The sequence below is a fragment of the Streptomyces sp. NBC_00289 genome (genome assembly GCF_041435115.1).
In the GTDB taxonomy this organism is placed as follows: Bacteria; Actinomycetota; Actinomycetes; order Streptomycetales; family Streptomycetaceae; genus Streptomyces.
The window spans coordinates 2527316-2548001 of the sequence record NZ_CP108046.1; the positions used below are offsets into that span (position 1 = coordinate 2527316).

The following is a 20686-nucleotide window of genomic DNA, read 5'->3' on the forward strand; positions in this document are numbered from 1 at the left end:
CGGCGGGCAGTCCATCACTTGGAGCGCTCTCGATGTCAAGGGCCACAGGTCCGGCGGTAGGCGGCCGAGGGGAAGTGGAAGCGCCACTCGGCCTCGGTCAGTCCGCCCTCGGCCCGTGCGCACACCTCGGCGGCGGCCCGCACCGGCGCCGACGCCACCGTGCGGTCGGCGAGATGCGGGGTCGTGATGTGCAGGGCGCCGTGGCGCGCGGAGAAGCCGAGGGCGAGGACCGGGTCGTCCCCGGCGGGCAGCGTCGCCGGCGCCAGGGTGGGCGAGTCCGTCTCCCACACCTGTACGGCCCCGTCGGCCGGGCCGGCGGCGAGCAGTGAGCCGTCGGCGGAGAACGCCAGAGCGACCGTGTGCAGCGTGGATCCGGTGGCCCGCAGCACGGCGATCCGGCGCCAGGTGCGCGCGTTCCACAGCGTGAGGCGGCCCAGGTGGTCGGCGACGGCCAGGCGGTCGCCGTCCGCGGCGAAGGCACCGGCGGTCAGGAGGTCCTCGCCGGTCACGCCCGCGACGCCCTTGATCCGCCGGTCCGTCGCCATGTCGAGGAGCTCACCCTCCGCGGTCACCGCGGTACGCCCGGTCGGGTCGACGGCCACGACCTCGGTGCCGTGGCCGGTGACGCGCCGGGCCGGCTCGGCTGCCGCCCGGCCCCGCCACGCCCCGTCCGTCAGCCCGTGCAGTGAGAGCGTGCGCACGACGCTGGTCCGTCCGCCCTCGCGGTAGCGCAGTACGCCGGCGCCGGGATCGAGGCGGAGGTCGCCGATCGACCGGCCGGCCACGGGCAGGGTGAGCAGCGGGGCGCGCACGCTGTCGTCCGCCGGTGCCGGCAGGTCCGTGCGCCACAGCGTGAGGAAGCCGTCGCCCCAGGCCAGGGCGTAGGCGCCGGAGAACTCGACCGCGTGCGCGCCTCCCGGGATCGGCAGCTCGGGCCGCTCCCGGCCGGACCGGAAGTCCCAGGTCACGATCCCGTCGGCGGTGGCTGAGGCCAGGGCCCGCCGGTCGGGGGTGAAGGTGAGATCGCCCTCGCACAGCGCCCGACCGGTGGCCCGCGGGACGGAGTCCGAGACCAGGCGCCCGTCCGCGGTGTCGAGGATCCGCAGCAGACCGCCGTCGTGCGCGCACCAGGCGATGTGCCGGTCGTCCTGGCTCAGGACCGGCATCGCGCCGTCGTCGTCGCCGCGGTCGTAGCGGAAGACCATCCGCTGCCGGTGGATGTCCCACACCTCGAGCACCGCGCGGACACCGCGGTCCGGGCCGTGCACGAGACGCCGTACGAGGAACATGCGACCGCCGGCCCCGAAGGCGCCCTCGGTGTCGGTCCGCGCGCCGATCCGCAGCCGTCGGGTGCTGCCGTCCCCCGGTCCGGCGATCACCATCGCCCCGTCGCCCGGAGCCCGGTACGCGACGAACCGGCCGTCCGGGCTGACGTCGACCACGCCCGCCGACAGGCCGCGCCACCGCACCGAGCGAATGCGGCGGTGCGCCGGCACGTCCCACTGCACGGCCCTGTCGTGCGCCACCGTCGTGAGTGTCCGGCCGTCCGTGCTGAGCCACGAGGGCGTGTTGAGCGCGCGTCCGCCCTCCTCGGGCTGGGTGAACACGTCCTGTTCGCTCTGCGCCGCGGCCGTCCGCAGCGCCTCGCGGGTCTCGGGCAGGTCGGCGGTCCGCCAGGCGGCGAGGGCCAGGCGCATCGCGGTGCGCGGCTCGGTGGGGCGGAGAGTGTCCGACAGGGCGGCCGCCCTGCGGGCCTCCGCCTCGTCGCGCCGGCGCTCGCTGACGCCGCTCTGCCGCCAGGCGGCCACGCCCCCGAGCACGGCGAGACACAGCAGCACGGCCAGCGCACCGGTCAGCGTCCGCAGCCGGCGCGCGGCCCCGACCGCGGCACGGCGGCCGAGCTCGTACGCCGAGACGCTCGCGGCCAGGAACTCGCGCTCGAGCCGGTTCAACTCGCCCTCGCCCGCGCCGCCTTCGTCGCCGAAGACCTCCCGTGCCTCCGTGAGCCGGGTCCCCCGGTACAGCGCGCCCGCGTCACGGTCCAACTCGGCCCAGGCGAGGGCCGCTTCGGTGAGGCGGCGGTGCAGGCGCAGCCGCTCGCGGTCCTCGTCCACCCAGGCGCGCAGCCGTGGCCAGGCACCGATCAACGCCTCGTGGGCGAGGTCGACGGTGTCGCCGTCGACGGTCAGAAGGCGGGCGGCGACCAGGCGTTCGAGGACCCGGGAGGTCGTCTCGTCGGCGTCGAGTTCCGTGCGCTCGACAGGGCGCCGGGTGTCCTCGGTACCCTCGCCCGGGTTCACCAGGCGCAGCAGCAGTGCCCGCAGCGCGGCGGCCTCGACGGGTGTGCAGCGGGCGTGGGCGGCCTCCGCGGTGTGCGCGACGGCGCCCCGGACGCCGCCGACCGCCTCGTAGGCGGCGAGGGTGAGGGTCTTGCCGGTGCGCCGCCGCCAGACCTCGCGCAGCGCGTGGGCCATCAGCGGCAGGCCGCCGGGCTGGTCGGCCACGTCCGCGACGACGCGAGCGGTCAGGGCGCGTTCCACCACGTGTCGCCGCGCCGCTGCCGGCCGTAGCACGGCCTCCCGCAGCGCCGCCGCCGGCATCGGTCCGACCAGCAGCGTGGAGTCCCGCAGCGCCTCGGCGAGCGGCCCGTGGTCGGCGCAGCGGCCGTAGAAGTCGGCCCGTACGGCGAGCACCACCCGCAGCCTCGCCGCCGGCTCGGCCGCCGCGAGCAACCGCCGTAGGAAGTCCTCGCGTTCGGCGGGGTCGGCGCAGAGGGTGAAGACCTCCTCGAACTGGTCGACGACGAGCAGTGTGTCGCCGTGCGCGTCGTGGGGCGTGAAGAGGGCGGCGTGGGTGCGGGCCGGGTGGGGGCCGGGGGTGAACAGGCGGATGGCGGCGGGGCGTTCGGGTGGCTCGGTGGTCTCCCGCAGGGCGGGGATCAGCCCCGCCCGCAGCAACGACGACTTGCCGCTGCCCGAGGCGCCGACCACCGCCGCGACCCTCGTGCGGGCGGTGAGCCGCCGCAGCTCCGCCACCAACTCCGCCCGGCCGTGGAAGTGTTCGCCGTCGCCGGTCTCGAAGCGGGCGAGGCCCGGGTAGGGGCTGTCCCGGTCGTCGGTGTCCTCGGCCGCCCGTGCCTCGCCCGACTCGGCGACCGCCTCCCGCCTGCGTCGCCGCCATTCCCCGGGGTCGCCCCCGCAGGCGGTGACGAAGGCCAGCAGTACCGGCAGGGAGGGCAGCCGCTCACCGGCCGCCGCCGCGGAGAGGGTGGGCGCGGAGTAGCCGGCGCGCGCCGCCATCGCGCGGTAGGTCGGGGTGCCCGCCTCGTCGCGCAGTTTGCGCAGCTCGTAGGCGAAGCGCTGCACCGCCCCGGCCCCCGGATCCAGCGGTTTCTCCCGGCGCCCCATCCGTGTCTCCCCCTCGGTCACTGCAGGCCCGCACGTCAACAGCCGTTCCGCGCGGATTGATTGGCACGCCGGTTCGGGGCTGCCCATCAATCCGCCGGCGCCTGGACTCGTCGGTGCACGCCTTCCCGCCGGCCGCTCGCGCGGCCTGGTGACCGGCGTGCCGCGTCCGAGTCCCACCCCGCACCGGAGTCCGCCATCGCCACCCCACACTCTCCAGGACCCGTTCTCCGCCCCGTACGGTTGCCGCGCCGGCCGGCCCGACACCGATGGCGCGCTCCCGTGGACGTGGCCCTGCCCGTCGTCCTCTCGCTCCTCCTCGGCCTGTGGGGCGTCCGGCGCGAGGGCACGCTGTGGCGCGACGAGGCGGTCACGTACGACATGGCCCGGCGCGCGCTGCCCGACCTGTGGCCGACGCTGGAGCGGGTGGACGCCGTGCACGGGCTGTACTACCTGCTGCTGCACGGCCTGTTCGAGCTGCTGCCGGGCGCGGACCCGCTGCTCGTCCTGCGCCTGCCGTCGGTGCTGGCGATCACCGCGGCGAGCGGCACGCTGGCACTGCTGGGGCGCCGCCTGGCGGGGCCGCGCGTCGGGCTGCTGTCGGGGGTCGTCTTCGCGCTGCTGCCGCCGGTCCAGCGCTACGCGCAGGAGGGGCGGTCGTACGCGCTCGTGTGCGCCCTGGTCGTCTGGGCGTCGTATCTGCTGGTCCGCGCGGTGGAGACCCGCACCGAACGGGCCTGGGCCGGATACGGCACAGTTGTGCTGACCGCCTGTCTGCTGCACGAGTTCGCGGTCCTGGCCCTGGCGGCACACCTCGTGGCGCTGCCCCGGTCCGCCCGCCGGGCCGGGACACGAGTGGCCCTCGTCGTCCTGGTCTGTCTGGCCCCGCTCGCCCTGTTGAGTGCCCGCCAGTCGGAGCAGGTGTCGTGGATCGGCGGGATCGGGGGCGGCGCGCTCGCCGCGTTCGCCGGGGTGACGGCGCTCGGGGTGGCGTGCGCGGCGCTGCTGCGGGGCGGCCGGAGCGAAGGCCGCGTAACCCTGCCCGCGCTCGCCCTTCCCCTCCTCGTGCTGCCCGGCCTCCTCCTCGTCCTGCTCTCCCTGGTCAAGCCGCTGTACGTGGACCGGTACGTCCTGTACGGCCACGCCGGGACGGCCCTGCTGGTCGGCGCCGCCCTGGAGCGGCTGGTCCGCGCGGCCGGACGGGTACGGGCCGTCGCCCTGGCCGCGGCAGGGGCGGCCCTGCTCGCGCTGGTGCCGCTCACCGTGCAGCTGCGCACCCCGCAGAGCCGTACCGACGACGTCGCGGCCGTCGCCCGGGCCGTCGCCGCGGCGGGCCGGGACGCCGACGGGATCCTCTACCTCCCGTCGCGACGCCGTGTGTGGTCGCTGCCCGATCCGGCAGCCGTGCGCGGGCTGCGCGACCTCGCCCTCGAACGGGGCCCGGCCGGCTCCCGCACGCTGTACGGCACGGAGGTTCCCGCGCGGGTCATCCGCGCCCGCATGGTGGCGACGGCCCGCATCCTGGCGGTGGGCGACCCCGCCGGGCAGCCCCTGGACCGGACCGCTCAGGAGGACGTGAAGCGGCGGGTGCTCGCCGCGTACTTCGTGGAGTGCGGGACACGGCACGTCCAGGGGGCGCGGATCACGCTGTACGCCCGGCCGGGATCGTGCTGAGCCTCAGCTCGTCCGTACGGCGGTGTGCACCGTGTGGGCGGCGAGCACGAAGAGGTCGGGGCGGTGGTGCACGCTCGCCTTGTCGTCCGGGTCGAGGAGCCGGTCGAGGGTGGCGCGGTCGTCGGCGTCGAGGGCGTCGGCGAAGGTCTCACGCAGCCGGTCCAGGGACGCGGCGACGTGGGCGCGCGCCCGGTCGGACGCCGGTGCGGGCAGGTCCAGCAGGAAGCTGCGGGTCCGGTGGTGCGTCAGGCCCGCGGCGGTCAGCAGCGCCGGCCAGTCCTCGGTCACGGTGACGGAGCCCGGCAGGTCGGCCCGCATCCGGGCGAACCACTCCGCCTCCAGCGCGTCCAGCCGCGCCTGCAGTCCGGGGCGTCCGATCCCGAGGTCCCGGGGCAGGTACCGCGCGGGCAGGCCGCCCTCCATCAGCGCCACCGTCCCACCGGGTGCCAGCCGGGCGGCGAAGGCGGTGAGGGCGGCGCGCTGGTCACCGAGATGGTGCAGGCTGCGGCCGGCCCACAGCAGGTCGGCCGGATAGTCCAGTTCCTCGAGGATGTCGGGCAGTTCACCGGCCAGGGTGCCGAAACGGTCGCCGTGGCCGAGCCGGCCCGCCCGCTCCCGGGCCCGGTCGAGGAGCGGCTGGGAACCGTCGACCGCCATGACCCGGGCGCCGGGGAACGTCTCGGCGAACAGGCAGGAGACGACTCCTGGGCCGCTGCCCGCGTCGACGATCAGTCCCGGCTCGGTCACCTCCCTGCCCAGCCAGGCCAGGGCCCGCTCGTACAGCGGCGCGAACAACTCGGCCTGCGCCTCGAGATGCGGGGCCATCTCGGCCCAGTCGATGTCCGTGTGCCGATGGTCGTGGGGGTGACGGCCGTGGTGGTCGTGCTGGTCGTGCGCCATGGTGGTCAGCCTCTCGTCCGGGATGCCGCCAGCGTGCGCCGACGCACCGGGCGCGGGCCACTCCTGTTGCCGCGACGGCAAAACGGAGCACCCCGCGCCGCGGGCGCTGGGGCGAGCTGTCGCCTCCCGCGTCCGCGAGGTACGACAGCGCCACCACCGCGCGCCGCCCGCTCGCCGGGGGCCGCCGCCGGCCGGCGATGCAGGCGGAGATCCGCCGGGGCGGCCCGGTGGGGCCGGTCCCGGCGGATCACCCTTAGGTCACCCGCGCGTCACCCGCGGGATCGTGTGCGTCGCACCTCGTCGCGTCACACGGCCTCACAGCGCCGGGTACGCGTTCTTCATGAGCTCCTGGAACTGCGCCGAGAACCAGTGGCCGGACAGCGGCGCGTTGGCCAGGGCGCCCGACATGCTGTTGCCGTTGCGCGGGTTGCCCGTGTACGTCGGGTCGCACATGCGGTCGAAGCCCTTGCCCTCGTCGTTCGAGATGGCGGAGCTCGAGCCGTCGGACTCCCCCGGCGGCTTCATCCACACGTAGGCGTCGATCCCGGTCGCCGGGGCGGCCTTCGGGCGCTCGCCGAGGCCGGCACCGGACTGGTTGCACCAGTTGCCCATGTGGATGCGGCGGTCGTAGCGGCCGCCGTCGACGTAGGTGTCCACGCTGGTGGTCGCTCCCGGGCCGGTGGGCCGGGCGGTGCCGCCCCAGCCGTTGCGGGAGGTGTCGATCAGCATGCCGATGCCGGAGTTGAAGCCGACCGAGACGAGCTGGGTGCGGAACGCCTGGGCGTAGGACAGCTCGTCGACGTAGCGGTTCCAGTCGACCCACTTCGACTCGCGGACCGACTTGCCGGCCACTGAGTCGTTGATGGTGAAGTTGTTCTCCTTCAGGGCGCTGTAGTTGGCGGTGTTGGTGATGAAGCCGTGCACGTCGTTGACCGTGGCGCCCTCGGCCGTGGCGGCCTGCTTGAACAGGGTCGCCGACGGGGCGAAGTTGTCGTCCCAGCCGAGCCAGCCGTGGTGACCGGCGTCGATGTAGTTGTAGACGTTGGGGATCGCGCCGAGCTTGTGCAGCGCGTATCCGACACCCTTCACGTAGTTGCCGTTGGCGAGCATCGTGTCGCAGGCCGGCGTGGCGGTGGCCCTGCTGCCGGTGTTGGTGACCAGGTTGGGCAGCGAGTCGATCTCGATGGTGGTGACGATCCGCAGCGAGCTGTACTTGCTGTCGGCCAGGATCGCCGCGATCGGGTCGATGAACTGCGCCTTGTACTTGTCGATCTCCGTCGGACCGAGCTCACCGTTGGAGGCGAGGGCCGAGCAGTCACGTCCCGGCAGGTCGTAGACGACCAGCTGGACGACCTCTTCGCCGCTGCCCTTCTGCGCCAGGGCCGCGTCGAGGTGGGCGCGCAGCCCCATGCCGCCGTTCGCGCCGTTGATGGCGGCGATGCGGTCCAGCCACACACCGGTCGGCTGGCTGGAGATGCGGCTGCCGCCCGGCTCGGCGGCGGCCTTCGAGGACCACTCCGGGTTCACGTACACCTTGGCACCGCTGTACGGGTTGTCGACCTTGGTGGACGGGGTGCCGGGGTCGGTCGGGCCCGGATCGGTGGGGCCGCCGCCGTCGACGTTGCAGGTCACGCCGTCGAGGGTGAACGTGGTGGGCAGGGCGTTGGTCCCGCTGTAGGTGCCCTGGAAGCCGAAGCTGGCCGAACCGCCGGTCGCCAGCGTGCCGTTGTAGCTCTCGTTGGCGGCGGTGACGGCCGTACCGCTCTGGCTGATCTTCGCGTTCCAGCCGCTGGTGACCTTCTGGTTTCCGGCGTACGACCACTTCACCGCCCAACTGCTCTTGGCGGTACCGTTGTTGGTGACGGTCACGGCGGCGGTGAAACCGGTGTCCCACTGGTTCTGCACCTTGTAGTCCACGGTGCAGGGGACGGCGGCGAGCCCGGTGTCCCCGGGCGCGACGGCGAGCGCCGTCCCGGAGGCCCCGGCGACCAGCGCCAGGGCGGCGAGTATCGCTGTTCTGGTACGACTCATGAGTGCGGGTTCCTTCTCCGTAGCGGGTGTCGATGGCTCCGTTGCGGTTGGTGCGGCTCCGTTGCGGTTGGTGCGGGCTCCGTTGCGGTGGTCAGGGGTTGAGGGCGCGCAGGTGGTCGCGCAGCCCGATGCCGTACGACGTGGGCGTGCCGTCGTAGTCGGAGATCAGGGACGGGCCGGAGGAGCAGTCCCAGGTGTTCCAGGTCCAGCCGAGATACGACAGGGCCCGGTCGTCGAACCACTTCATGACCTGGTCGACGAATCCGTGCGAGCAGGTGTTCTCGCCGATCTCACCCGCCACCAGCGGTACCTGGGCGGCGACGGGGGCGAGCGTGGAGTTCCAGCAGCTCTCGTTGGCGCAGGTGTTGAAGTTGTAGACGTGGTAGGCGGCGGCGAGATTGCCCGCCGGGTCGGTGGGCCGGTACGTCAGCCACTGGCTGAGGTCGTTGGAGTAGGCGAGTCCGCCGGCCAGGACGGGGTTCTTGGCGCCGGTGGCGCGCACCGCGTCGACGAGATCCTGCATACCGGCGACCTCGTACCCGATGCCGGGGCAGGTGCCGCCGTCCCGCCAGCACTGCCAGGCCTGTGCGGCCGTGGAGGTGGCGCGGTCCGGGTAGGGCTCGTTGAACAGGTCGAACACCACGGCCGGGTCGTTCTTGAAGGTGTTCGCCGCCGACGACCAGAAGGAGGGTGAGTACCGCATGTCGGGCATCGGCTTCTGGCAGGTGGCGTGCACGTCGGAGCAGCCGGCCGAGTTACCGGTGTACTGCCCGTAGGACCAGTGCAGTTCGACGATCGGGGTCATGCCGTGGGCCTCGATCCTGGCGACGAGGTCCTTGACGGCGTTGACGTAGTTGGCGCCCGCGTACTCGGGTTTGATGTTGGACAGGCCCAGCCAGCACTCCTCGTTCAGCGGGATGCGCACGGTGTTGGCGTGCCAGTCGGCGATCGCCTGCACGGCGGCGTCGTCGACCGGGCCGTCCCAGATGCCGTAGCCCTGCACGCACATGAACTCGCCGCCGGAGCGGTTGACGCCGAGCAGTCGGCGGGTCTTGCCGCCGGCGTCCACGAGTTTGTTGCCCGAGACGTGCAGCGCGGGCGCCGTGCCGTCGCCCGGATCCGGCGGGTCGGTCGGGGTGGGCGTCGGCGTGGGGTCGGTGTCGGTGTTGCAGGGGGTGCCGTTCAGTTCGAACGACGTGGGGACGGCGTTGCTCGCCGACCAGGAGGCGATGAACCCGGCGCTGACGCTCGCGCCGGTGCCCAGCGAGCCGTTCCAGCTCTCGTTGGCCGCGGTCACGGTGGCACCGGACTGGGACCACTTGGCGTTCCAGCCCTGACTGACCTTCTGGCTGCCCGCGTAGGTGAAGGTGAGCTTCCAACCGCTCACCGCCGCGGCGTTGTTGGTGATCTTCACGGCGCCCTGGAAGCCGGTGTCCCACTGGCTGGTGACGGTGTACTCCACCGTGCAGGCGGGCGTGGCTCCCGACGCCGTGACCACCGGCACCAGCACGGACCCGAGAAGGGCGACCGAGCCGGCGACGGCTAAAAGTACTGAACGCGGGGGGTGTCGCATGAGCGAGTCCTCACAGCTCGGGCGCGTCGTGACGGACGCGTCGACTGATGGAATCGCTCCCACTGGTGCGAGTGAAGGTAGCGCCAAGTGTCAGCAAAGGACAGAGGAGTTGCTGACTTTCCCTCAACACACGCCGTCGAATCTTTTCGACTCTTCGAGCACCTTGACCGCCCCCACCCTCGTCCTCACTATGGGAGCGCTCCCACTGGTTCAAGGCTTGTTGCTGCTGCTCCGCCCCCCACTTCTCCGAGCCGCAAGGAGGAACCAGCGCATGCACCCAAGAAGGAGAGGCAGAGCCGTTCGACGGTTGTGGACCGCCGTCGTGGCCGCCCTGGCGCTTCCGTTCACCCTGTTGAGCACTACTTCAACTCCCGCACAGGCGGCGGCACTTCAGTGCAGCGTCGACTACAGGACGAACGACTGGGGTTCCGGCTTCACCGCGGACCTGACCCTCACCAACCGCGGCACGGACGTCATCGACGGCTGGACGCTGACGTACTCCTACGCGGGCAACCAGAAACTGTCGAACGGCTGGAACGGCACCTGGACCCAGTCCGGCCAGGCGGTCACGGTGAAGAACGCCTCGTACAACGCGAGGATCGCCGCCGGGGCCGCCGTGTCCACCGGTGGCCAGTTCACCTACAGCGGCACCAACACCGCGCCCACGTCCTTCGCGGTCAACGGCACCACCTGCGCCGGCGCCCACCAGCCGCCGGTCACCGTGCTGACCAGCCCCACCGCGGGCGCGGTCTACACCCAGGGTCAGGCGGTTCCGCTCGCGGCCACGGCCGCGGCCGCGGACAGCGCCACGGTCAGCAAGGTGGAGTTCTACGACGACACCACCCTGCTGGGCACCGACACCAGCTCGCCGTACTCGCTCTCGGCCTCTGGCTTGACCGTGGGCAGTCACTCCCTGGTGGCGAAGGCGTACGACAGCCTGGGCGCGTCCGCGGAGTCCACCCCGGTCGGCATCACCGTCGCCTCGGGCCCCGTCGTGGTCGCCTCGCCGGCCCAACTGGGCGTCCAGCGGGGCAAGACGGGGACGTACGAGGTGAAGCTGTCGACCCAGCCCTCGGCGAACGTGACCGTGGCGACGACCCGCGCGAGCGGCAACTCGGGGCTGTCGGTGACCGGCGGCGCCTCCCTCACCTTCACCCCGTCGAACTGGAGCACCGCGCAGAAGGTGACCATCACCGCCGACGCCTCCGGCACCGGTTCGGCGGCCTTCGAGTCGTCGGCCGCGGGCCACACCAAGGCGACGGTCACCGTGACGGAGCTGGCGGCCACCAAGGCGTACGACGCCCGCTTCCTGGACCTCTACGGCAAGATCACCAACCCCGCGAACGGCTACTTCTCACCGGAGGGCATCCCCTACCACTCGGTCGAGACACTGATCGTCGAGGCGCCGGACCAGGGCCACGAGACCACGTCGGAGGCGTACAGCTACCTCCTGTGGCTGCAGGCCATGTACGGCAAGGTGACCGGCGACTGGACGAAGTTCAACGGCGCCTGGGAGATCATGGAGAAGTACATGATCCCGACCCACGCCGACCAGCCGACCAACTCCTTCTACAACGCCTCCAAGCCGGCGACCTACGCGCCGGAACTGGACACGCCGAACGAGTACCCGGCCAAGCTGGACGGCGGGGTCTCGGTCGGATCGGATCCCATCGCCGGTGAACTGAAGACCGCATACGGCACGGACGACGTCTACGGTATGCACTGGCTCCAGGACGTCGACAACGTCTACGGCTTCGGCAACGAGCCCGGCAAGTGCGAGGCCGGCCCCACCGCGACCGGACCGTCGTACATCAACACCTTCCAGCGCGGCGCGCAGGAGTCGGTGTGGGAGACGGTGCCGCAGCCGACCTGCGACGCCTTCAAGTACGGCGGCACGAACGGGTACCTGGACCTGTTCACCGGTGACGCCTCGTACGCCAAGCAGTGGAAGTACACCAACGCACCGGACGCCGACGCGCGGGCGGTGCAGGCCGCCTACTGGGCCGACGTCTGGGCCAAGCAGCAGGGCAAGGGCGGTGACGTCTCCGCGACCGTCGGCAAGGCCGCGAAGATGGGCGACTACCTGCGCTACGCCATGTACGACAAGTACTTCAAGAAGATCGGCAACTGTGTCGGTCCGTCCACCTGTGCGGCCGGCACCGGCAAGGACGCCTCGTCGTACCTGCTGTCCTGGTACTACGCCTGGGGCGGCGCCACGGACACCAGCGCGGGCTGGGCCTGGCGCATCGGCTCCAGCCATGTCCACGGCGGCTACCAGAACCCGCTCGCGGCGTACGCCCTGAGCAGCTACGCCGACCTGAAGCCGAAGTCGGCGACGGGCCAGGCGGACTGGGCCAAGTCCCTCGACCGGCAGCTGGAGTTCTACCGCTGGCTGCAGTCGAACGAGGGCGGTATCGCGGGCGGTGCGACCAACAGCTGGGCCGGCCGCTACGCGACCCCGCCGGCCGGCACGTCGACCTTCTACGGCATGTACTACGACCAGCAGCCGGTCTACCACGACCCGCCGTCCAACCAGTGGTTCGGCTTCCAGGCGTGGTCCATGGAGCGGGTCGCCGAGTACTACCAGCAGACGGGCAGCGCGAACGCCAAGGCGGTCCTCGACAAGTGGGTCGACTGGGCGCTGTCCAAGACCACGATCAACCCCGACGGCAGCTTCCGGATCCCCTCCACGCTCCAGTGGTCGGGGCAGCCCGACACCTGGAACGCGTCAAGTCCCGGAGCCAACAGCGGACTTCACGTCACCGTCGCCGACTACACCGACGACGTGGGCGTGGCGGCCGCGTACGCCAAGACCCTGACGTACTACGCCGCCAAGTCCGGTGACACGGAGGCGAAGGCGACGGCGAAGGCGCTGCTGGACGGCATGTGGGCGAACAACCAGGACGCCCTCGGAGTCGCCGTCCCGGAGACCCGCGCCGACTACAACCGCTTCGACGACGGCGTGTACGTCCCCAGCGGCTGGAGCGGCAGGATGCCGAACGGCGACACGATCAACAGCTCCTCGACGTTCGCCTCGATGCGGTCCTTCTACAAGAACGACCCGGCCTGGTCGAAGATCGAGGGCTACCTCGCGGGCGGTGCCGCGCCCGTGTTCACGTACCACCGGTTCTGGGCCCAGGCGGACATCGCCCTGGCCATGGGCTCGTACGCGGAGCTCCTCGAATAGCCCCCGCCGGGCGCCCCACGGGGCGGGCGGTACGAAGACCGCGGGCGGTGTGTGGCTGATCCCGCGGTTCCCCGCGCCCCCTGGGGCGCGGGGGCAGCACCGCGCCCCTCCGGGACGCCCGGAGCTTCGCGTGCGTGGCCCCGTCACCTGACGACGGGGCCCGGTACCGCAACAGGCAACGTCGGCCCCGTCGCGAACGTTGCCTGCCGCGGCACCGGCCGGGCGGCCCCCACCCGCACGGGGGGCCGCCCGGCCATCGCGCCTTTCCACCCCCACCCGCCCGGAAAGGACGACCTGTGCGAAGAACCCGAATCCTCACCGCCGTGCTGGCGCTGGCGGCCGGTCTGCTCGCGGGCTCCCCGCCCGCGCTGGCGGCGAGCACCCCCAAGGTGACGCTCGCGGCCGACACGTACACCTGGCAGAACGCCCGGATCGACGGCGGCGGCTTCGTCCCCGGCATCGTCTTCAACCGCACCGAGAAGAACCTCGCCTACGCCCGCACCGACATCGGCGGCGCCTACCGCTGGCAGGAGTCGACGAAGACCTGGACGCCCCTGCTGGACGCGGTCGGCTGGGACGACTGGGGGCACACCGGTGTGGTGAGTCTCGCGTCCGACTCGGCCGACCCGAACAGGGTGTACGCGGCCGTGGGCACGTACACCAACGGCTGGGACCCCGGCAACGGGGCCGTGCTGCGGTCCGCCGACCGGGGCGCGAGCTGGCAGAGGACCGATCTGCCGTTCAAGCTCGGCGGCAACATGCCCGGCCGGGGCATGGGCGAGCGGCTCGCGGTCGACCCGAACCGGAACAGCGTGCTGTATCTGGGCGCGCCCAGCGGCAAGGGCCTGTGGCGCTCGACGGACTCCGGCGTCACCTGGTCGCAGGTGGGCAACTTCCCCAACGTCGGCAACTACGTACAGGACCCGAGCGACACGAGCGGGTACGCGTCCGACAACCAGGGCATCGCCTGGGTCACCTTCGACGAGTCCACGGGCACGTCGGGCAGCGCGACGAAGACGGTCTACGTCGGGGTCGCCGACAAGGACAACGCGGTGTACCGGTCCACCGACGCGGGCGCGACCTGGAGCCGGCTGGCCGGACAGCCGACCGGCTATCTCGCGCACAAGGGTGTACTGGATACGAAGAACGGCTACCTGTACATCGCATACAGCGACAAGGGCGGCCCCTACGACGGGGGCAAGGGCCGGCTGTGGCGGTACGCGACCGCGACCGGCACCTGGACGGACATCAGCCCGGTCGCGGAGGCCGACACCTACTACGGCTTCAGCGGCCTGACCGTGGACCGGCAGCATCCCGGCACGGTGATGGCGACGGCGTACAGCTCCTGGTGGCCGGACACCCAGATCTTCCGCTCCACGGACAGCGGCGGCACCTGGACGAAGGCGTGGGACTACACGTCGTACCCCAACCGCTCGAACCGCTACACGATGGACGTCTCGTCGTCGCCCTGGCTGACCTGGGGCGCGAATCCCTCGCCGCCCGAACAGACGCCGAAACTCGGGTGGATGACGGAGTCGATGGAGATCGACCCGTTCGACTCGGCCCGGATGATGTACGGGACGGGAGCCACGCTGTACGGCACGGAGAACCTCACCGACTGGGACAGCGGCGGCCAGTTCACCATCAGGCCGATGGTGCGGGGCCTGGAGGAGACCGCGGTCAACGACCTCGCCTCTCCCCCGTCCGGAGCACCCTTGCTGAGCGCCCTGGGTGACATCGGCGGCTTCCGCCACACGGACCTCACCAAGGTGCCGTCGATGATGTACACCTCGCCGAACTTCACCACGACCACCAGTCTGGACTTCGCCGAGACCAACCCGAACACGGTCGTACGGACCGGCAACCTCGACTCCGGCCCCCACATCGCGTTCTCGACGGACAACGGCGCCAACTGGTTCGCGGGGACGGATCCCTCGGGCGTCAGCGGCGGCGGCACGGTCGCGGCGGCGGCCGACGGAAGCCGGTTCGTGTGGAGCCCCGAGGGCGCCGGCGTGCAGTACGCGACCGGCTTCGGCACCTCCTGGTCGGCGTCGAGCGGCATCCCGGCGGGCGCGGTCGTGGAATCGGACCGGGTGGATTCCAGGACGTTCTACGGCTTCGCGTCCGGGAAGTTCTACGTCAGTACGGACGGCGGCGCGACCTTCACCGCCTCCTCGGCCACCGGGCTGCCGGGCGGAGACAGCGTCCGCTTCAAGGCGCTGCCCGGCACGAAGGGTGACGTGTGGCTGGCGGGCGGCGCGAGCGACGGCGCCTACGGCCTGTGGCACTCGACGGACGGCGGGGCGAGCTTCACCCGGCTCTCCAACGTCGAGCAGGCCGACACGATCGGGTTCGGCAAGGCGGCGACCGGCGCCGCGTACCAGACGCTGTTCACCAGCGCGAAGATCGGCGGGGTGCGCGGCATCTTCCGCTCGACGGACAAGGGCGCCACCTGGACCCGTGTCAACGACTCCGCCCACCAGTACGGCTGGACGGGCGCGGCGATCACCGGTGACCCGCGCGTCTACGGCCGGGTGTACGTGTCGACCAACGGCCGGGGCGTCGTCTACGGCGACACCTCCGACACCGGAGGCGGCGGTGGCGGCACCGACCCCACCCCCACACCGACGGGCGCCTGCACGGTGACCTACCGGGTCACCAACCAGTGGTCGGGCGGCTTCCAGGCGGACGTACGGCTCGCCAACACGGGATCGAGCGCCTGGAGCGGCTGGTCCCTCGGCTGGTCGTTCGCGGACGGGCAGAAGATCACGCAGGTGTGGAACGCCGAGTACACGCAGTCCGGTACGGCGGTCTCCGCGAAGAACGTCGGCTGGAACGGCACGGTGGCGGCGGGCTCGTCGGTGAGCTTCGGGTTCACGGGGAGCTGGTCGGGGTCGAACGCGAGACCGGCCGCGTTCCGGCTGGGCGACCAGAGCTGCACCGTCGCCTAATGGGAGCTGCCGGGTCGGAGAGACTCGGTGCCGTAGCCGCCAGCAGGTGAGCACTACCGACGCCGGAACCGTTCGAGTTCTGGGTTCAGACCGTGCCCCTGCTGGTCGGCCGGGAGGCCAGACCGCTGATGGGGTGGCGTGCCTGCCCCGCGGGGCGTGAGCACTGAATCCATTAGGCCGCGCGCCGTGCCTTCCGCAGGCTGCACCGCCCTGTGCCGTACGTGATTGGGGAGAGTCTGTTGCTGCTGATCGGTGATGACTGGGCCGAGGACCACCACGATGTCGAGCTCCAGGACGAGACGGGCCGCAAGCTCGCCGCGGCGAAACTACCCGAAGGCGTGGAGGGCATCGCCAGGCTGCACGAACTCGTGGGCCGACACGGTGGTGAGGGCCTGGACCCGGCCGGGGTGGTGGTGGGGATCGAGACCGACCGCGGTTCGTGGGTGCAGGCCCTGGCCGCCTCGGGTTACCAGGTCTATGCGATCAACCCGCGGCAGGTGGCCCGTTTCAAGGAGCGCTACGGCACTTCCGGGGCCAAGAGCGACAAGGGCGACGCGCACGCGTTGGCTGACATGGTCCGCATCGACCGGGACCAGCTGCGGCCGGTGGCCGGCGACAGCGAACAGGCCCAGGCCGTCAAGGTCGTCGCCCGCGCCCATCAGACCCTGATCTGGGAACGCACCCGCACCTTCCAGCGGTTGCGCACCACGCTGCGCGAGTACTTCCCTGCCGCCCTGAACGCCTACGCCGACCTGACGCTGAACAGCACGGACGCGATGGAACTGCTGATCAAGGCCCCTACCCCGACGGCAGCGGCGAAGCTGACCCGCACCCAGATCATTGCGGTCCTGGCCCGCGCCCGCCGCCGCAACCGGGACGCGAAAGCGGTCACCATCCAGACCGCCTTACGCGAACAGCAGCTCGGCCTGCCCGAGCCGGTCACCGCCGCCTACGCGGCCACCACCACCGCACACGCACGGCTGATCATCGCGCTGAACGAACAGATAGCCGCGATGGAAGAGCAGGTGAAGGCACATTTTCTCGCGCACCCGGACGCTGAGATCTACCTCTCGATGCCCGGCATTGCGGAGATCACCGGCGCCCGGGTGCTCGCCGAGTTCGGGGACGACCCCGCCCGATACGCCAGCGCGAAGGCCAGAAAGAACTACGCCGGCACCAGCCCCATCACCCGGGCCTCCGGTAAGAGCCACACCGTCCAGTCCCGCTACGTCCGCAACAACCGTCTCGCCGACGCCCTCCAGCACCAGGCATTCGCCGCCCTGCGCGTCTCACCCGGCGCCCGCCGCTACTACGACAAACAACGCGCCCGCGAAGCGGGCTACAACCCCGCCCTACGCCAGGTAGGCAACCGCCTCGTCGGCATCCTCCACGGCTGCCTCAAAACCCGCACCACCTACAGCGAAGCAACCGCCTGGTCACACCACGCCCAGACACACGCCCCTTGACGTCAAACGACATGGGGTGTCTGAACCGGGAGTGTCATGAATCAGGTGTGGATCTCCCCGAAGGAGTGAGCCTGATGAGTACGACGACTGGTCACCTGATCGAGACCGTGGAGGGCGTGTCGCTTGCCGAGGTCGGCGGTGGCGTCGAGGGTGCCGACGTGAAGTCGATGCCGGTGTCGCAGAATGGTCTGTCCAGTGAGCTGCTGGAGGAGCTGGCCGCGCTCGCGGCCGAGAAGGTCCGCGGAGAGGGACTGCGGCTGATGGGCGAGGGCGGCCTGCTGCCCGAGCTCGCTCAGCACCTGATGCAGTCCGCGCTGGAAGCAGAGATGGACCAGCACCTGGCCGACGGGGTCGGCCGCGTCGGCGGGCGCGGGTCGCGCTCGGGCGGCAACACCCGCAACGGCTACCGGAGCAAGAAGGTGATGACGGAGGTCGGCGCCGTCACGGTGCAGATCCCGCGAGACCGTCTGGGCACCTTCCAGCCCCGGCTGCTGCCCAAGTACGCCCGCCGCACTGGTGCGTTGGACGACCTGGTGATCTCGCTGACCGCAAAGGGCCTGACCTCCGGCGAGATCGTCTCCCATCTCGCCCAGACGTACGGGATGACGACAACGAAGGAGACCATCTCCACGATCACCGACAAGGCCCTGGAATCGATGGCGGAATGGCGCACCCGCCCGCTCGACGCGGTCTACCCGGTCGTCTTCATCGATGCCGTGCACGTCAAGATCCGAGACGGTCATGTCGCCAACCGGCCCATCTACGTGGCCATCGCGGTCACCGCCGACGGCTACCGCGAGATCCTCGGCCTGTGGGCCGGCGACGGCGGCGAGGGCGCCAAGTACTGGCAGACGGTGCTCACCGAGATCAAGAACAGAGGCGTCCGTGATGTGCTGATGCTGGTCTGCGACGGGCTCAGCGCCCTGCCCGACGCGGTGAACGCCGTCTGGCCCCGGACTGTGGTGCAGACTTGCGTGGTTCATCTCCTGCGCGCGAGTCTGCGGTATGCCTCACGCCGCGACTGGGCCGACGTCGCACGCGACCTCAAGCCCGTCTACACCGCTGTCAACGAGGACGAGGCCCGGGCACGGCTGACCGACTTCGACGACAAGTGGGGCAAGCGCTATCCGTCGATCGCCGGGACCTGGGAGCGGGCCTGGAGCGAATTCGTGCCCTTCCTCGGTCTGCCCGACGCGATCCGGCAGGTCGTCTACACCACGAACGCGATCGAGTCCCTCAACGCCCGCTACCGGCGCGCGGCCCAGGCCTGCGGACACTTCCCCAACGAGACCGCCGCCTTGAAACGCCTCTACCTCGCCACCCTCGCACTCGACCCCACCGGCCGCGGCCGCCAGCGCTGGAACAACCGCTGGAAAAGCGCTTTGAACGAGTTCGACGTTCTCTTCGACGGCCGCCTTACCGCCGGACGAGTGTAGGCCGACCAGCCCACCGAAAAACCTGTAGGCCAAACAGACGAACCACACCTGAATCCTGATAGACCCTCTGAACCGGGTCAGCCGAATCGGTGGGTGCGGGCCCGGGAGGGCGCGCACCCACCGTCGTTCACGGGGTGTAGACCGTCGGGCGCGGTGCCGTCGGCATTCCGTCGCCGATGAAGAAGCTCGGGTGCGGGGGCTGGTTGTAGGCGGTGTTCTGCCAGGCCAGTGCGGTGCGGTATTGGGTGTCGTGGAGGAGGGTCGTGATCCTCGTGGTCGTCTCCACCGGGGTGGAGTAGATCCGCAGAGCCGTGTTGGCGCTGGTCGGCCAGACGACCTCCTCGCGCCAGTCGCCGAGGATGTCGCCGGACAGCGACGGGGTCGCCTTGGTGCCGTTGCCGGAGTGGACCGAGGCGCCGGTCAGCAGGCGGGTGTCGGACGAGGCGCCGTACTTGTCGATGTGGGTGCCGTCGAGGAGTTCGCGGACCGGGTCGCCGTCCCACCAGCACAGGAAGTTGGTGCTGGACGGCTTGCGGGTGGACACCACCGTGCCCTTGGGGCCGCGGACGCCGCTCTCCGAGGACGACCACGACTCGGCGCCCGCGCTGCCGGCCCAGATGTCCCCGGCCACGCCGCGCCCGTTGTCGCCGTTGGCGGGGGTGGACCAGATGACCTGGCCGGTCCTCGCGTCGGCCATCCAGGAGGAGGGCTTCGAGCCGTCCTCGTCGACCTTGAACTCCTCCAGGCCGGCGCGGGACGGGTCCAGGTCGCCCACGTGCATCGCGTCCCCGTGGCCGTTCTTCGTCGTCCACAGGCCGGAGCCGTTGTCGTCCACGGTCATCGAGCCGTACACGATCTCGTCCCTGCCGTCGCCGTCCACGTCCGCGACCGACAGCTGGTGGTTGCCCTGGCCGTCGTATCCCTTGCCGCTGTTGGTGGAGGAACTGGTGTCGAAGGTCCAGCGGCGGGTGAACGCGCCGCCGCGCCAGTCCCAGGCGGCGATCACGGTCCGGGTGTAGTAGCCGCGCGCCATGACCAGTGAGGGGCGGGAGCCGTCCAGGTAGGCGGTTCCGGCGAGGAAGCGGTCGACACGGTTGCCGTAGGAGTCGCCCCACGAGGAGACCGTGCCGCGGGCCGGGACGTAGTCCACCGTCCCCATCGCCCGTCCGGTCTGGCCGTTGAACATGGTCAGGTACTCGGGGCCGGACAGGACGTATCCGCTGGAGTTGCGGTGGTCGGCGGAGGAGCTGCCGATGACGGTGCCCGCCCCGTCGACCGTGCCGTCGGCCGTCTTCATGGCGACCTCGGCCTTGCCGTCGCCGTCGTAGTCGTACACCTGGAACTGCGTGTAGTGCGCGCCCGAGCGGATGTTGCGGCCCAGGTCGACGCGCCACAGCCGGGTGCCGTCGAGTCTGACGCCGTCGACGATCGTGTTGCCGGTGTAGCCGGACTGGGAGTTGTCCTTGGCGTTGGTGGGCTGCCACTTCAGGACGAAGTCCACCTGGCCGTCGCCGTCGAGGTCGCCGACGGACGCGTCGTTCGCCTCGTAGGTGTACGCGACGCCGTCCGGGGTGGTGCCGCCGGCGGGCGGGCTGATCGGCACGTCCTTGTAGCCGGTGCGGAACTGGATCGCGTGGACGGAGTCGCCCTGCTCCACGCCGTTCACGATCGCGCGGACCGTGTAGTCGGCCGAGTTGGGCGCACCGGAGTGGAAGTAGTTCGTGGCGCCGGTGAGGGGGGTCGAGTTGACCTTGGTGCCGGCCCGGTAGACGTTGAAGGAGACGTCGCCCGGGTCGGTGCCGAGCCAGCGCCAGCTGATCAGGTTGCCGCTGTCGGTGTGGACGCTGACGACGCCCCGGTCCAGCCTCTCGACCTGGCGGGCGGTGGCGGCCTCGGCCGTGCCGGGGGTGAGCGTGGTCAGTCCGGCGCCGATCAGGGCCGCGGCGGCGGTCAGCGCGGAGAGGGCGGCCGTTCGCCCGCGCCGCCTGCGCGGACGTGGATGGGGACGGGGGTGCGGATGCGGGTGCGGGTGCTGCACGAGACGTACCTCCTGGGAGGACGGGG

The 20686-nt window shown here is 71.4% G+C and carries 10 protein-coding genes; 5 read left to right on the plus strand and 5 right to left on the minus strand.

Going from position 1 to position 20686, the window contains the following annotated elements; translation table 11 throughout:
* Positions 1–35: 35 nt before the first annotated feature.
* Positions 36–3407 (minus strand): hypothetical protein, encoded by a 3372-nt coding sequence (locus OG985_RS11845; RefSeq protein ID WP_371668256.1) that lies wholly within the window; start codon positions 3405–3407, stop codon positions 36–38.
* 279 nt (positions 3408–3686) lie between these two features.
* Here OG985_RS11845 and OG985_RS11850 point away from each other — a divergent pair, with 279 nt between their 5' ends.
* Complete coding sequence (locus OG985_RS11850) at positions 3687–5078, plus strand: glycosyltransferase family 39 protein (protein ID WP_371668257.1); 1392 nt, start codon at positions 3687–3689, stop codon at positions 5076–5078.
* 3 nt (positions 5079–5081) lie between these two features.
* Here OG985_RS11850 and OG985_RS11855 read toward each other — a convergent pair whose 3' ends face one another.
* The 3 genes from OG985_RS11855 to OG985_RS11865 all read right to left on the minus strand — a co-directional run bounded on the left by OG985_RS11855 (position 5082) and on the right by OG985_RS11865 (position 9582).
* Entirely contained in the window at positions 5082–5978 is an 897-nt protein-coding gene (locus tag OG985_RS11855; protein WP_371668258.1) for a trans-aconitate 2-methyltransferase, read from the minus strand.
* 315 nt (positions 5979–6293) lie between these two features.
* Positions 6294–8009, minus strand: a complete 1716-nt coding sequence (locus tag OG985_RS11860) for a glycoside hydrolase family 6 protein (protein WP_371668259.1) — start codon at positions 8007–8009, stop codon at positions 6294–6296.
* Between the two features lie 91 nt (positions 8010–8100).
* Positions 8101–9582: a cellulase family glycosylhydrolase gene (locus OG985_RS11865; protein WP_371668260.1), complete on the minus strand. Its 1482-nt coding sequence runs from the start codon at positions 9580–9582 to the stop codon at positions 8101–8103.
* Positions 9583–9853: 271 nt separating this feature from the next.
* Between OG985_RS11865 and OG985_RS11870 the strand changes: the two genes are divergently transcribed.
* The 4 genes from OG985_RS11870 to OG985_RS11885 all read left to right on the plus strand — a co-directional run bounded on the left by OG985_RS11870 (position 9854) and on the right by OG985_RS11885 (position 18622).
* Positions 9854–12769 (plus strand): glycoside hydrolase family 48 protein, encoded by a 2916-nt coding sequence (locus OG985_RS11870; protein WP_371668261.1) that lies wholly within the window; start codon positions 9854–9856, stop codon positions 12767–12769.
* A 296-nt stretch (positions 12770–13065) separates the two neighbouring features.
* Positions 13066–15720 (plus strand): cellulose binding domain-containing protein, encoded by a 2655-nt coding sequence (locus tag OG985_RS11875; protein ID WP_371668262.1) that lies wholly within the window; start codon positions 13066–13068, stop codon positions 15718–15720.
* A 239-nt stretch (positions 15721–15959) separates the two neighbouring features.
* Positions 15960–17186 (plus strand): IS110 family transposase, encoded by a 1227-nt coding sequence (locus OG985_RS11880; protein WP_371667353.1) that lies wholly within the window; start codon positions 15960–15962, stop codon positions 17184–17186.
* A gap of 167 nt (positions 17187–17353) precedes the next feature.
* Complete coding sequence (locus OG985_RS11885; protein WP_331718661.1) at positions 17354–18622, plus strand: IS256 family transposase; 1269 nt, start codon at positions 17354–17356, stop codon at positions 18620–18622.
* A gap of 127 nt (positions 18623–18749) precedes the next feature.
* Here OG985_RS11885 and OG985_RS11890 read toward each other — a convergent pair whose 3' ends face one another.
* Positions 18750–20660 carry a rhamnogalacturonan lyase gene (locus OG985_RS11890; protein ID WP_371668263.1) on the minus strand — a complete coding sequence of 637 codons (1911 nt, stop codon included), beginning with the start codon at positions 20658–20660 and terminating at the stop codon, positions 18750–18752.
* Positions 20661–20686 lie beyond the last annotated feature (26 nt).